Annotated in this window: 14 protein-coding genes; 12 read left to right on the plus strand and 2 right to left on the minus strand. The window is 69.9% G+C overall.

The window, feature by feature from the left end; genetic code table 11:
* Nucleotides 1-224 precede the first annotated feature (224 nt).
* The 10 genes from EUC46_RS01955 to EUC46_RS02000 all read left to right on the plus strand — a co-directional run bounded on the left by EUC46_RS01955 (nt 225) and on the right by EUC46_RS02000 (nt 8,733).
* Nucleotides 225-1,532: an AAA family ATPase gene (locus EUC46_RS01955; RefSeq protein ID WP_128772520.1), complete on the plus strand. Its 1,308-nt coding sequence runs from the start codon at nt 225-227 to the stop codon at nt 1,530-1,532.
* A complete protein-coding gene (locus EUC46_RS01960; RefSeq protein ID WP_128772521.1) occupies nt 1,532-1,798 on the plus strand; it encodes a hypothetical protein in 267 nt (88 codons plus the stop codon). Before EUC46_RS01955 ends, EUC46_RS01960 begins: the two co-directional genes overlap by 1 nt.
* Nucleotides 1,799-1,825: 27 nt before the next feature.
* The gene (locus EUC46_RS01965) at nt 1,826-2,017 is read left to right on the plus strand and encodes a hypothetical protein (RefSeq protein ID WP_128772522.1); all 192 of its coding nucleotides are present in this window, start codon (nt 1,826-1,828) and stop codon (nt 2,015-2,017) included.
* 48 nt (nt 2,018-2,065) lie between these two features.
* Nucleotides 2,066-2,611, plus strand: a complete 546-nt coding sequence (locus EUC46_RS01970) for a PadR family transcriptional regulator (protein WP_128772523.1) — start codon at nt 2,066-2,068, stop codon at nt 2,609-2,611.
* Nucleotides 2,612-2,650: 39 nt separating this feature from the next.
* On the plus strand, nt 2,651-3,469 hold the full coding sequence (locus EUC46_RS01975; protein ID WP_128772524.1) for a CPBP family intramembrane glutamic endopeptidase: 819 nt from the start codon (nt 2,651-2,653) through the stop codon (nt 3,467-3,469).
* Between the two features lie 99 nt (nt 3,470-3,568).
* Nucleotides 3,569-4,141 carry a methylated-DNA--[protein]-cysteine S-methyltransferase gene (locus tag EUC46_RS01980; RefSeq protein WP_128772525.1) on the plus strand — a complete coding sequence of 191 codons (573 nt, stop codon included), beginning with the start codon at nt 3,569-3,571 and terminating at the stop codon, nt 4,139-4,141.
* 191 nt (nt 4,142-4,332) lie between these two features.
* The gene (locus EUC46_RS01985; RefSeq protein WP_128772526.1) at nt 4,333-5,307 is read left to right on the plus strand and encodes an alpha/beta hydrolase family protein; all 975 of its coding nucleotides are present in this window, start codon (nt 4,333-4,335) and stop codon (nt 5,305-5,307) included.
* A 233-nt stretch (nt 5,308-5,540) separates the two neighbouring features.
* Nucleotides 5,541-6,419, plus strand: a complete 879-nt coding sequence (locus EUC46_RS01990; protein WP_128772527.1) for an alpha/beta hydrolase family protein — start codon at nt 5,541-5,543, stop codon at nt 6,417-6,419.
* A 43-nt stretch (nt 6,420-6,462) separates the two neighbouring features.
* Complete coding sequence (locus tag EUC46_RS01995) at nt 6,463-8,010, plus strand: alpha-amylase (RefSeq protein WP_128772528.1); 1,548 nt, start codon at nt 6,463-6,465, stop codon at nt 8,008-8,010.
* A gap of 138 nt (nt 8,011-8,148) precedes the next feature.
* Nucleotides 8,149-8,733, plus strand: a complete 585-nt coding sequence (locus tag EUC46_RS02000; protein WP_128772529.1) for a DJ-1 family glyoxalase III — start codon at nt 8,149-8,151, stop codon at nt 8,731-8,733.
* A gap of 21 nt (nt 8,734-8,754) precedes the next feature.
* On the opposite strand, the gene EUC46_RS02005 is transcribed toward EUC46_RS02000, so the two are convergent.
* Both EUC46_RS02005 and EUC46_RS02010 read right to left on the minus strand, forming a co-directional pair.
* Complete coding sequence (locus EUC46_RS02005; protein WP_128772530.1) at nt 8,755-9,264, minus strand: hypothetical protein; 510 nt, start codon at nt 9,262-9,264, stop codon at nt 8,755-8,757.
* 36 nt (nt 9,265-9,300) lie between these two features.
* Nucleotides 9,301-11,748 (minus strand): PspC domain-containing protein, encoded by a 2,448-nt coding sequence (locus EUC46_RS02010; RefSeq protein WP_128772531.1) that lies wholly within the window; start codon nt 11,746-11,748, stop codon nt 9,301-9,303.
* Nucleotides 11,749-11,883: 135 nt separating this feature from the next.
* On the opposite strand from EUC46_RS02010, the gene EUC46_RS02015 reads away from it, so the two are divergent.
* A complete protein-coding gene (locus EUC46_RS02015; protein WP_128772532.1) occupies nt 11,884-13,377 on the plus strand; it encodes a PspC domain-containing protein in 1,494 nt (497 codons plus the stop codon).
* 59 nt (nt 13,378-13,436) lie between these two features.
* Nucleotides 13,437-14,126, plus strand: coding sequence for a response regulator (locus EUC46_RS02020; protein ID WP_128772533.1), 690 nt, complete (start codon nt 13,437-13,439; stop codon nt 14,124-14,126).

The following is a 14,126-nucleotide window of genomic DNA, read 5'->3' on the forward strand; positions in this document are numbered from 1 at the left end:
CATAACGGTGGCTTGCGCTCCGTGGAGACCACCGCGCCACCGAAGGCCGACTGCCGTGGCGCTCGAAGTCGAGTTGGCTCGTGAGGGTGTTGTTGACCGACTCGATGATCTGCAGCAGGGGCGGTAGAACGGCGTGTCCAGGCCGGGGCGCCCCGCCCTTGCGGGCTGGGACTCGGTCATCCTGCGGCTGCGCTGAGGCGGAATCGCCTGAGTAGCATGCTGGCATGAAGACGTCGCGCCTGACCGAGTTGCGGCTCACCCGCTTCAAGTCCTTCCGGAATGCCGTCGTGCCACTCGACGGGCTGGCGGTGCTGACCGGGCGGAACTCCAGCGGGAAGTCGAATGTCTTCGACGCCCTGGACGTCCTGTCGCGGCTGGCCACGCCTGAGCGCCTGCGTGACAGTCTTGACGGCAGGCGCCGAGGAGGCGGCCCTGTGCGCGGCGGCTCCCGGGGCCTGGCCCCCTACGGGGAGACCACCTTCGAGCTCGGGTGCACGGTGCGCGTCGACGGCGAGGACCCGGTGGAGTACTTGTACGACATCGAGGTCGAGGTGAGCCCTGACATCAGGGTAGTGCGAGAGGCGCTTTACTGCCAGGAGACCGGCCCGGCGATGGAGCAGTCTCCGGCTTTCCTTGCTCAAGGAAATGACAGTACGCAGATGAACAGCATCATGATTGGTGAGAGCAAAGCGCCGTTCTCCGTCTCCGCGGAGAATACCGCCCTGTCCTTCCTGGGGAGTGTGGAGATCGATTCACCTGATCAACTGCTTGCCGAGGCGGCGGCCATCGTCGCACAGGCATTGCGGGACGTGGTCATTATCGCTGTCGATGCATCCCGCATGCGGACCTATGTCCCGAAGGACAGCCTGTCCATCGAGCCGGATATGGCCAATCTATCTGCCGTCGCTCACTTCATGAAGGATGGGTACCCGAGCCTGTTCGACAGGTTGGAGACTCTCACGCGCGACGTCGCAGGATGCCCCGTGAAGTCGCTCGACTTCGTCACCGCCGACGAGGGGCGCGAGGTCATGCTGGCGCTCAACGAGTCGGAGACCAGTCGCACGGACGCCAGATCGATGAGCGATGGACTGCTCAGGTTCCTGGGCATCGCGACTGCGCTCCTGCTTGCTCCTCGCAGTGGTGGCTTTCAGATGCCAGCCGGTGGTGAATCGTCGGGATTCGGAGCTTTCGGGCAAGTGCTCGCCATTGAGGAGATTGAGAACGGCCTGCACCCCTCGCATGCGGCGCGCCTGTTCGAGCTCGTCGAGGAGGCGGCCGGACAGGCGGGAGTCTCGGTCATCATCACCACCCACTCGCCAGCGCTTCTCGATGCGATCGGGGGAGCGCATGCCAGGGATGTGCTCGTTTGCCACGACGGCCAGGTGACGCGTATGCCAGACCTCCCCGGCTACGACCGGGCCATGGCGCGGGGGACCCTTGGGCGCGTCGTCTCCCAAGGCCTGCTCACCGGGCCCGCTGAGGAGGAGCGGGCAGACTACTCAGAGTTCCTGCGGCTCATCGGAGCCCAGTGATGGCGCCCCGCACCTGGTTCATCGATACATCCATCCTTGACCACATCGTCGCGGTGCCGGGCAAGTCGAAAGAGGGGGAGGAGCGGGAGCAGGTCCTTCGCGACCTCAAGGAGCGGACAAAGGCGGGGCACACCTTCCTCCTGCCCATCACAGCTGTCGTCGAGACGGGCAACCACATCAGCAAGGTCAAGGTAGGTAACCGGCGGGCGGCGGCGGAGCGCTTCGCCAATATCCTCCGCATGGTCGTCGAGGGTAAGGCGCCATGAGTGCTGGACGAGGTCCAGTGGGATGGTGTGTTCCTGCAGACGTTCCTGGATGGGGATGGCACGGGGGAGTCCTGGGTCAATCTGGCGAGCCGTGGAGCGATAGGCGGCGGAGACCTCAGCATCCTGGTGGAGCGGCAGCAGTACTGTGAGCGGACTGGAAGAGCCTTGTCCGTCGTCGGGATCTGGACCCTGGACAAGGAGCTCGCGGCGCGGTCCTGAGGCGGTGGCGGCGCGAAGCGTGAGCAGTTCCTGGTCTACGGTGAGGGCATGAAGCTACGGCACGCGATCCTGGGCCTGCTCGCGGGCGAGCCGCTCAGCGGCTACGACATCAGCCGCGCCTTCGCCAGCTCGGTGGTCTACTTCTGGCACGCCGACCAGTCCCAGGTCTACCGCACCATCGACCGCCTCGAGGCCGACGGCGCGATCTCCACGCGCGTCATCGCCCAGAGCGGCCGCCCCGACCGCCGTGTCCACTCCCTGACCGACTCTGGCCGCGCCGAGCTCGAGGCCTGGCTCGCCGGCCCCCTGGAGCCCCGCCGGCCCAAGGACGCCATGCTGGCCCGGGTCTTCCTCGCCGCACCCCTGGGGCACACGAAGGTGCTGGCGCTCCTCGACGAGGTCGAGCGCATGATCCGCGCCGACCAGGAGTCCCTGGGGGCCATCGAGATCGAGGAGAACAATCTCGACACCACCCTCAAGGCGTCGATCCTGCGCTACGGCATCGCCGGGGATCAGTACGAGCTGGACTGGGTTGAGCAGACGAGACGGGCCGTGCGCGCCGACGCCGCTCGGGCGGGTGTCGCACTCGACTGATACTTGCAAAGTCGAATATTTGCAAAATACAGTAGGGGCGTGCGATCACATGCCTCTCTGCCCCTGTTCGTCCTCATCACCCTCGCCTCCGGCTGGATCGGCCTCGCCGTCAACCGCCTGGCAGGCGTCCCCGACTCGATGGAGTCCCATGGCGCCCTCATTTGGATCCTCACCCCGCTGCTCGCCGGTGCGGCACTCGCGCTGAGCGACCCTTCCAGGCGCCGCGCCTACCTCGCCTCATGGAAGCCCGGGCGCCCCAGCGCGTATGTCCTGGCGCTCGCGATCTTCCCCGTGGCCTTCACTGTCACTCTCGTCATCGGCTGGGTGTGCGGGGTCCTTGAGCCAGCGGATCCGGGGCCCTATGTGCCGGCGGTGGCGGCCGCCGTCGTGCCGACCCTGGTCAAGAACATCGCCGAGGAGGGCGCCTGGAGGGGCTACCTCGCACCAGCGCTCATGGTCCGGGGACTGCCCGATATCGCCGTGTGGATCATCTCCGGCGCAGTCTGGGGCCTGTGGCACTTGCCCTACTACCTGTTCCTGCTCGATGAGACTCTCATGCGCGGCGTCTGGGACGTACCGCGGTTCGTCTACGCCCTCACGGCCGTTCCGGTCTGCATGTCCTGGGCCCCACTGTTCACCGAGCTGCGCCTGGCGGGGCGGAGCGTGTGGCCCTGTCTGCTCGCCCACAGCGTGGCCAACCTCAGCCAGATCCCCGCCTCTCTCGGCGCCTGGCCCATGAGCCCTCTCGCAGCCCTCCTGTTCTCGCAGATCTTCGGGCTGCTGCACTCGGTGATCATCGTGGGCGTGGCGCTGGCCATGCGAAAGCGGCGGCTCGCGCGAACACATCGTCAGCGTTGAGGAGGCATTCTTGAGCCCCGGTTGTCCTGCCGAATCCCAGCACGGCCGGGGCCCAGCGGCCCGTGGCGCAGCGGGCCTGCGGCATGAGACCATGGGCCTGTGCATTACTTGTCCGGCTACCTCTCACCCCTGGGGCCCATGACGCTCGCCTGCCGGGTGGGGGAGGGCATGCCCGACGGCGGGGCCGTCACCGGGGCTTGGTTCGACGGACAGGAGCATGACCGCGAGGGCCTGCCCGACGGCGCTGTCAGCCTCAAGCCCGGCGATGAGGAGCCGGTCGTTCTGGCGCAGGCGCGCGCCTGGTTGGACGCCTACTTCGCAGGACACGACCCTGGACCCCCGCCGGCCGTGGCGCCTCACGGCACCGCCTTCCAAGAGCGGGTCTGGGCGCAGTTGCGCCTCATCCCGCGCGGCGCCACCACCACCTACGGGGCGATTGCCGCGGACATTGAGGCGGCCAGCGGCGGGCGCTGCTCGGCGCGCGCTGTCGGTGGGGCCGTCGGGCGCAATCCGGTGAGCATTCTGGTGCCCTGCCACCGCGTTCTGGGGGCGAACGGTTCACTAACCGGCTACGCCGGTGGCACTGGACGCAAGACAGCGCTCTTGCGCCTGGAGGGCGCCGCCATCCCTGACGCCGGTCAACCCCAGGACCACCCGACCCGGAACCACTGAGGGCGGTCAGCTCCGGCGACCCGTCGTCGGCCACGCGGATTCCACCAGAGTCGACTCGGCAGTCCCGCTACCGGCTGCACGGGTACTCCGAGCCCATGCCCGGCTGACAGAACCCTCTAGGGGGCCGCCCAGCCCAGGGCGGTAGGGTGCCCCGCACACGGCCCCGGCCCAGGGGCCGGGAGGGGAGAACAATGGCACACCCGTTGATCACCCGCAGAAGCCTGGTTCGGGCTCTGGGGGTCGTCGGCGCGGGCGGGCTCCTGGGCGCTGTCGCCACCTGCGGGGCCGGCCCCTCCAACCGCACCCCCTCAGCCCCCGCCTCGACCGCCGATGCCTCCAGAACTGCCCCCCAGCCGGCGGACACGCTCAGCCCACTCGATCTGGCGTCTGTGCCCGCCTACGACTACCGGGCGCACAACGTGGCCGTCGTCAGCCAGGGGGAGTCCATGGACGGCCGTCTCTACGTGCCGGACACCGACGCCGCTGTTCCCCTGGTTGTCTGCTCCCATGGGCTGGGCGGCTCCATGAGCGACCTCGACCCGGTGGCCCAGGCCCTCGCGGGCGTGGGGATGGCCTCCTACTGCTTCGCCTTCCGCGGCGGGGGCCCTGCAGCCGGGGACACCACGCGCATGTCCGTCATGACCGAGGTCACCGATCTGGAGGCCGTCCTGGAGACGGCGCGCACTGGAGCCGGCGAATGGGAGTCCGTCGACCCGCAGCGGATCGTTCTCCAGGGGGTGAGCCAGGGCGGTGCCGTCAGCGCTATTACCGCCTCCCGCCACCCCCAGGAGGTTGCCGGCCTGGCCCTGTGGTACCCGGCCTTCTCCATTGCCGACGACCTCCACCTCCTTTTCGACTCCCTGGACGAGGTGCCCGAGAGCTACGACATGGGGCCGTTGAGCCTGGGGCGCGTCTACGTGGAGGACATGTGGGACTACAACGTCTACGCCGAGCTGCCCTCCTACGCCTCTCCGGTCCTCCTCGTTCACGGCTCCGCGGATGCCCTCGTGCCCATCAACTACTCCCGCCAGGCCGTCCAGACCTACCCCGACGCCCAACTCGTCACCATTGACGGCGCCGGGCACGGCTTCTCCGAGGCCGCCTGGGATCAGGCGGTGGGCACTACGGCCGCCTACCTGCAACAGATCGGGGTGCTTGACGCCTGACCCGCGCCCGCGCGGCGTGCTCGTACACATCGAGGGCGCCCAGCACGAGCCCGACAGCCTGATCTGCACCTGCGCGGCGTGCTCCCACCGGGCCGGGAATGCTCCCAGGCCGCCGGCCCGCCCGGCCGGCGGCCCAACGATGTCGCAACGATGCCGGGCTCCACTGCCGGCCGTAGTCGCGTAACCTCCCCCTCGGGGTGGCGGACCCGCCCTCAGGCGGCGAAAGGGGAGCCATGGACGACTACCTGGTCCGGGAGACGAGCGTGCCCGTGGGCGAGGACGACGGTGCCGCGGCGGCTGTCTCAGGAAGCCCGGCAACTCCGGGTCAGGTGCCGTTGGAGTCGCCGGGGTCGGGAGGGCTCGTGCACGTCCTGGTCCACGTCCCGCGCCGGGCTGCGGCCCAGCGCGAGCGCGCTCCGCTGGTCGTGTGCTGTCACGGGCTGGGGGAGTCCGGCCTGCGGGTCGCACCTCTGGCCCAACGCCTCACCCTGGCCGGCGCCACCACCGTCTGCCCCTCCTTCCGCGGCGGCGGTGCCCCTACGGCCGGGCCGACCACCGCCATGAGCGTGGGCACCCAGCTCGATGACGTGCGGGCCGTGGTGCGCACGGCCCGCACCTGGCCCTTCGTGGACACTAGTCGCGTGGCGCTCTTCGGCCGCAGCCTGGGCGGACTCGTCGCCGCCCTGGCCGCCGCCCGCCACCCCCACGAGATCATGGCCCTGGTCCTGTGGTACCCGGCGCTGGGGTCCCCCGAGTCCCTGCGGCAGCGCTTCGGCGCACTGTCGGCCGTGCCCCGGACCTTCACCCACCGCGTCGAGGGGCGCGACATCCTCCTATCGCGCCGCTACGCCGCCGACGCCTGGAACCTGAACGTTGACACTGAACTCGCCCGCTTCCGCGGCCCGGTGCTGATCGTCCACGGAAACCAGGACCGCGACGTGCCATTGGCGGTCTCCCAGCGGGCGGCCGCAATCCTGCCCGACGCGCGCCTGGTGACCGTACCCGGCGCCGCCCATGGTTTCGCAGATGAGCACCTGGTGGCGGCCACACGTCAGAGTATCGACTTCCTGGAGTGGGCCGGTGTGTTGGGGGCCGGGGAGGTTTCGCAGTGACAGCGCCCAGCCCACCGGGCCTGGCCCCACTGGCGGCGTAGTCATGGCAAGATCAAGGACCGTGACGCAACTCCCAGTCCCAAGCACTTTGACGGCCCCCACCAATCCGGTCCTCCTGCAGGGCTTCACGTGGGACCTGCCCGCCGATGGCACGCACTGGCGGCTCATTGCCGACAACGCCATACTCCTGGCGGCCACCGGTGTCACCTCCATGTGGCTCCCACCGGCCTACAAGGGGCACGAGGGCATAAACGACGTCGGCTACGGCGTCTACGACCTCTACGACCTGGGCGAATTCGACCAGAAGGGCAGTGTGGCCACCAAGTACGGCACCAAGGATGAGTACATTGAGGCCGTTAAGGCCCTGCACGACGCCGGCATTGTGGTTCTGGCCGACATCGTCTTCAATCACCGCATGGGCGCCGACGCCACCGAGGAAGTCGTGGCCACCCCCGTGGACCCCAAGGACCGCTACCGGGTCCTGGGCCCGCCGGAGACCATCACCGCCTGGACCCGCTTCACCTTCCCCGGTCGTGACGGCGCCTACTCCGACTTCACCTGGAACTGGCGCTGCTTTAAGGGCACCGACTGGGATGAGGCCACTGGACGCAATGGCGTGTGGCTCTTCGAGGGCAAACAGTGGCATGAACAGGTCGCTGAGGAGCACGGCAACTTCGACTACCTCATGGGTGCCGATGTCCACCTGTCCGATCCGGCCGTGGCCCACGAGCTCCAGCGCTGGGGCCAGTGGTTCCTGGAGACCACCGGGGTGGACGGGTTGCGCCTGGACGCCGTCAAGCACATTGGTCGCAGCTTCTTCCGCCAGTGGCTGCCCGAGTTGCGCAGGGCCACCGGCAAGGCCCTGCCCACGGTCGGGGAGTACTGGACCGAGGACATTGACCTCATGATGAACTACCTGGGGGAAGAGCCCATTATGGACTTATTCGACAGCCCTCTGCACCACAACTTCTATCTGGCCTCCTGTTCGGAAGGCAAAGGCGGCTTCGACCTGTCCGGCATGTTTGTGGACACGGTCGTGCAGGTCCGCCCCGAGAACGCCATCACCTTCGTGGAGAACCACGACACCCAGCCCGGGCAGGCGTTGGAGTCCTATGTCGAACCATGGTTCAAGCCCTCGGCCTACGCACTGATCCTCCTGCGCGACAAGGGCGTGCCCTGCGTCTTCTGGGGCGACCTATTCGGTACGCCCGAAACCGGGGACATCCCGGCGGTCACGGACCTGCCGCTGCTCATGCGGGCGCGCCGCAGCCTGGCCCACGGCCCCCAACACGACTACATCGACTCACCGGAGTGCATTGGTTTCACCCGTGAAGGGGACGATGACCACCCGGCCAGCGGCCTGGCCGTCCTAATCTCAGACCGCTGCGCAGCCGCCAAGAGGATGAGGGTCGGCACCCGCCACGCGGGCCAGACCTGGGTGTGCGTTATCGGCGAAGGGGAGGACGTCGTCATTGATGAGGACGGCACAGTCGAGGTCTCCGTAACTGATAGCGGGCTATCCCTCTACGCCCCCATTGACGCCACCGGGATTCTGCAACGCGCTCTGGAGCACCTCGCCCGCGTGTGCTAGGGGCCGGCGGCAGTGGACCTGGCAGCGGGTCGTGCCGTGTCGGCCCACAGGGCCGGCGGGCGGATTAAGGTCTACTAAGGTCTATTAAGGTCTAGGGCAAGCGCGACCGGCGCACTACGACCCACCACAGGAGGAACCGTGCCCACGCCCGACCAGCTCACCACCGATAAGAAGATCGCCGTCCTCATTGCCGAGGGGCTAGAGGAGGTCGAGGCCTTGGCCGTGGTCGACCTGCTCTACCGGGCGGGGATCCGTGCCGACATGATCGCCGTGGGCCAGAGCCTCCAGGTGACCTCCTCCCACCGGATTATTCTGACCTGCGACCGCCTCCTGGCCGAAGTGGACCTGTCCGACTACGACATGGTCGTCCTGCCCGGCGGCATCCCCGGTACCCCCAACCTCAAGGCGACCGCCCCGTTGGTTGAGGAGGTTACCGCCCGCATGAGGCAGGGCCGGGCGGTGGCCGCCATCTGCGCGGCCCCCTCGATCCTGGCCGAGGAGGGACTGCTGGAGGGCCGTCGGGCGACCGCGAACCCCGCCTTCATGGCGGTGCTGGCCGAGCACGGGGCTCGGACCAGCGAAGCCAGTGTTGTCGTCGACGGCAATCTCCTGACCAGCCGCGGCATGGCCACGGCGGTGGACCTCGGCCTGGAGATTGTGCGCTTCTACCTGGGGGATGACGCCGTGGAGGACCTTAAGGCGAAGGTTGTCTACCAGCGCTGAGGCCCCGGCCCCCGCTGTTCCTCACTGATCCCCCGCTCGGGACCGCTTGGGCACCAGGGCCAGAATCAGGAGCAGGAACCCCAGGCCTCCGACAATGACAATGAAGGCACTGACGAGGTCGATCCTGGCGCCGAGTCCGACGGCGATCAGCAGGCCACCCAGGGCCAGGAGGACAAGCCCCCACATGAGGGTCGAGGTACGCACCCGTCCGCGGGTGGGTGCCGACGCATCGCGCTGGACTGTTTTAGCGCTCCACACCGTTTCAGCCGCGGAGCCGGCGCTGGAGGCCGGGGAACCGGACGAGGCGGGGGATCCGGGCAGCGGCGGCGCCGCCTCCTCGGCAGAATTCGGCGTTGGCGGCGCCTTGGTCGGGCTTGTCGCAGCGGGCAGCGGCGCGGTTGCTTCAATCGGGGGCTGGTCCACGGCCGTCCCATCGGCGGTTGCGGGCGCATCCTCGGGGCGGGCGGGCGCCCCGCCCAGCTTCAGGGACATCTCGGTGGTGGGGGTGGTGTCGCGGTCGCTGGTGCTCATAGTGGTGACCTCGTTCGCAGTTGGTTGACAGGGCAGTCAGTTGGTGGGGGTGGCTGTGGGCTCAGCTGTGCCCGATGCGGCGGGGACGGAGGGCGACGCGCTGGCGTCCGCACTCGGGTCGGCGGTGGCGTCCCCGGGCTGAGAGGGGCCGGCAGCCTGCGCGTCCAGCTTCTCCTGCACGCAGGAGTCGTAGGAGGTGCGCTCCTGGGGGCTGAGCGTGCTCAGGTCCATCCAGTAGTGGTCCTCCGAATATGAATCGGCGGTGGCCTGGGCAATGCACTCCTCAGCGGTGGTCGAGGAGATGGCCGGTTGAGTCATGCCGGGTACGGGGAGGGCGTCGCCCTCGTGGTAGCCCGTCGTCGGGTCGATCCAGGACGAGACGATCCACACCGCCTCGTCGGCGTTGCCGTACCAGACCAGTTCCGAGTTGTACTCGTTAACGTTGATAATGCCCACCCCGACGGTGGCTTCAACGGTCAGGCCGGAGCCGGACTGGGAGGCCCGGGGTGAGGAGAGGGTGAGGTCCTCCCGACCGGCCGTGGTGTAGTTGAACTTGTAGCTGGGTACGTCAGCGCCCTCCAAGGTGTGCCCGGGGACGCTCTCCTCAGCAGGGATGTTGGCGTCCAGGGGGGCTCCGGTGGTCGGCCAGGGGCCGGTGACCGCCCCGCTTACCGTTCCCAGGCCGTTGTCGGCCTCTAAGACAATGGGCTGGTCCTCACGGGTGAGGATAGTCAGCGTGCCCGCTCCGATCTCTATCTGGATCTTGGAGGAGGAGTGGTCACTGGTCAGGTCGCGCAGATCCAGGGTGATGGCGCCCGCGGCGTACTCGCCCAGGTCGATGGTGACCCCGGCATTGGAGCTTTCCGCGGCGAAATCGGCGTCGCTGAGAGTGATCGTGTGTGAACTGAGCAGGTGCTGGTAGGGGGAGTGCCCGGTGGCCCCGGGAAATAGCGATCCCACAATGAGCATGGGGACGGCCAGGAGGATCGCCATCAGGGTGCCGATGACACTCATCCAGCCTCCGTGCCGTGACCGCAGGGCCGAGATCACTACCCCGGCACCCAGCAGGGTCATGGCGGTGCCCACGGCGAGCAGCGGTGTTTGAACATCGTCCAGAAGGTCACTGGTGCGGGCCCAGGCGAGCCCGGCCAGGGCAATGAGCATCGTGCCCAGAATCAGCAGGCCCACGGTGCGCCCGGGCCCGGGAATGCGGGGCCTGGGGGTGGGCAGAGGCGCCGGCTGCGGGGCCCCGGGGTGGAATGAGCCGCCGGGGACGGCGGGCCCCTGCGGACCGCCGGCACCATGCATGGCGGCGGGCGCAGGAGCGCCCTGCCCGGGGTAGCCGGCGCCCATGGGGGCCATCGGGGGCTGGGTCGCTGGGGGTAGCGGCCCACCTGGCATGGGCCCGGCTGCAGGGGCGGGGCCCTGGGAGGGGGCTGGGGCCCCGCGCAGCGGTGCGGTGGGTGCGCCGGGCCTGGCGGCGTGGGCGGCCGCGGCACCCTCCTGCCATGCGGACTGCTGCCAGCCCGGCTGGGGGGCAGAACGTGGGCCCGCCTGCCCTGCGGGGAATGGGCCCCCGGCCGGTGGCATGGGAGAGCCCATGGGCGCCCCGGTGCCCGGGACGGGCCCGCCCGGCCCCGTGGGGGCCGGCTCCGGCCCGGCCGCCCAGGCCCCGCCCGGAACCGGCCCAGTGGCGCCCATGCGCCTGGCCCGGCGACGGCGACGGCCCTCCCGCAGCCACAATGCCAGCAGCAGGATCAGGACGACGATCAGGACGCTCCTGAACGCCGTGCTTAGTTGGGAGTCCTCCCACATTCCGATGTACCAGGTGGGGAGCAGGCCGTGGTCCACCAGCACCCATCCGGCCACGAAGGTGCCCACGGCGGCGGCGAAGCCGACGTCGACATTGCCGTGAATGGCTTGCTCCAGGTGAATGCGGCCGTCGCCCTCCTCGGGCAGGAGCGCCCAACCCAACCCGTAGAGGATCAGGCCGATTCCGCTGAAGGCCGCCAGCACCGCCCACAGGCAGCGCACCAGGATCGGGTCCAGGCCCAGACGCTGGGCGAGGGCGCCGGCCACACCACCGATCCAGCGCTCCTGGGGCCGCACCAGGCCCGATCGGCGCAAGGAATTGAAGAACCCGGAGCTAGCGGGCCGGTTCGTGAACGGCTGGGGGCCGGGGGCGCCCGTGGCGGTGTAGGGGGCATGGTTGGGGCCCGGCTGCGGTCCGGGATGACCCGTGGGCGGGGTCTGCTGGGGGCCGCCCGGGGCGCCCCTCCAGCCAGGGGGCGGGCCCGGCCGGGAGTGGGGGCCGGCTGGGGCCGGGCCCGTGAAGGGGCCGGTTGCGCCCGAAGAGTCGGCCGGTGCCTGCGTGCCAGACGCCGGCGCCTGCTCGGAGGCGGCGCCGGGGTCGTCGGGCGGGTTGGCGGATTCGTGCTCGTGCTTGGGGGTTGCCGGATCGTTGGGGGTCGGGGAATCGCTCATAAACCCATGGTCGGGTGCGCCGGCCCCCTGCGGCGATGGGGGGACCCCCTGAGCGGCCCCGGATTCTGGGCTTGAGACCCCTGGTTGCCCCCATGCGGTCACCGTGGCGGCCCCACAGCGTGTCACGATGGGGCCATGACGACGACGGCGCCAGGAGCACCTGCCGGGGCACCTGCCCACGAGGGCCTCCCACGACGGACCACCACCCCACAGGGCACCACTGCACGAGCTGTTCCCGGTGGCGCCGTCACGCACCTTCCAACCGCAGCAGTGAGCCCGGCCGCCCTGGGCCCGGGCGCCCTTCCAGATGCCCTCGTGCCCGGCGGCGCTCCAGGCCCTGCCCAGGGCGCTCCCAGCGCATGGAACGCATGGAACACGCCCCCCAGGGGCGCCACCCGCCTGCCGCTGCGCCGTCCCCGGCGCAGACCCTCAACGGTTCCCGTGCCCGGCCTGCCCGCAGCACCCCGCCCCCGGCGCCGGTTCGCCGGGGTTTGCGCCGGCGTGGCCGTCCACCTGGGGGTGCCGGTGGCGCGCGTCCGCATCCTCGCCCTGGTACTCGCCCTGGGCGGGGGTGCCGGAGTACTGCTCTACGTCCTGCTGTGGGCGCTAGTGCCCACAGCCGACCCCTGGGCGGAGGCCGCCGGCGCCGTCCCCCCGGCTCAGGCCCGGCTGGCTTCCCGGCCCACCACTGTTTGGGCTCTGCCCACCCGCGTGCGCCAGCTCCTGGGCGGTGGGGCGCTGCTGCTGGCCGCACTCCTCCTCACCCTGTGGCGAACCGAAGTGCTGACCCCCGCCGGCAATCTGCTGCCGGTGCTCGTCATTGCCTCAGGGGCCGCCCTGGCCTGGTCCCAACTCGATGCCCTCACCGGGGTCAGCCGTGACCGCGGCGCCCTCCTGCGCCTGGCCGGGGGAGTGGTCTTGGCCGCCGTCGGCATCCTCCTGTGGCTGGGCGCCGACACCCCTCCCGGCATTCTGCTCACGGGCACCATGACCGGGATAGCCCTGGTGGTTGGGGTCGCCCTGGTCCTGGCACCCCTATGGCTGCGCACGAACCGGGCCCTGGCGGAGACCCGCGCCGCGGAGGCGCGGGCCGCCGAGCGCGCCGACATTGCCGCCCACCTCCACGACTCGGTCCTCCAGACCCTGACCCTCATTCGCAAGCGCGCCAACGATCCGGGCACCGTTGCCCGCCTGGCCCGCTCCCAGGAGCGGGAACTGCGCGCCTGGCTCTACACCGACCGACCTGAGGCGGGCACATCCCTGGCCGACGAGCTGCGCGAACTCGCCGCCGGCATTGAGGACCTTCACGGCATCCCCATTGACGTCGTCTGCGTGGGGGACCGCGAGCCGGGCGCCGACGCCGAGGCGATCCTCGCCGCGACCCGCGAGGCCCTGTCCAACGCCGTGCGCCACGGCGCCCCACCCGTCTCCGTCTACAGCGAGGCCTCCCCGCAGCGCCTGGAGGTGTTCGTGCGCGACCATGGCCCGGGCTTCGACCTCAACGCGGTGACGGCCGACCGGCACGGCGTGCGCGAGTCCATTATCGCCCGTGTCCAGCGCCATGGGGGCTCCGCCGTCATTAAGCGCCTCGCCCAAGGCACCGAGGTGCACCTGGCCCTGCCCGCCTGACACTCCGCCAATCCTGACCAATCCCGCACCACTCCCGCCCACCGCTCCAGGAGAAACCCATGATCCCTCCCGCATCGCCCTCCTCCCCGGCCACCGGCCTGCGCATCCTGGTCGTCGATGACCACGCCCTGGTGCGCGCCGGGGTGCGCACCGAGCTGGCCGCCCACGCCGCGGACATGGAGGTTGTCGCCGAGGCTGACGATGTCGAGGGGGCCATTGCCGCCGTCCACGCCCTGGTCCCCGACGTCGTCCTGCTCGACGTCCACCTACCGGGCGGCAACGGCGGGGGCGGCGCCGAGGTGGTCACCGCCTGCCATGACGTACCCGCTACCCGCTTCCTGGCCTTAAGCATCTCGGACGCCAGCGAGGACGTCGTGGCCGTCATTCGCGCCGGGGCGCGCGGCTACGTCACCAAGGCCATCTCCACCGAGGACCTGGCGCTGGCCGTGCGGCGGGTAGCTGCTGGGGACGCCGCCTTCTCCCCGCGCCTGGCCGGCTTCGTCCTGGACGCCTTCGGCGCCCAGGCCGGGGAGGTGGCCGTGGCCGACTCCGAACTCGACCGTCTTTCGGCCCGTGAGCGCGAAGTCATGCGGCTCATCGCCCGCGGCTACACCTACAAGGAGTGCGCCGCCGAACTCTTCATCTCGGTCAAGACCGTCGAGACCCACGTCTCGGCGGTGCTGCGCAAACTCCAACTGTCCAACCGCAACGAGCTCACCCGCTGGGCTGCCGCCCGGCACATCGTATGA

Source organism: Actinomyces oricola (assembly GCF_004104015.1).
Lineage (GTDB): Bacteria > Actinomycetota > Actinomycetes > Actinomycetales > Actinomycetaceae > Actinomyces > Actinomyces oricola.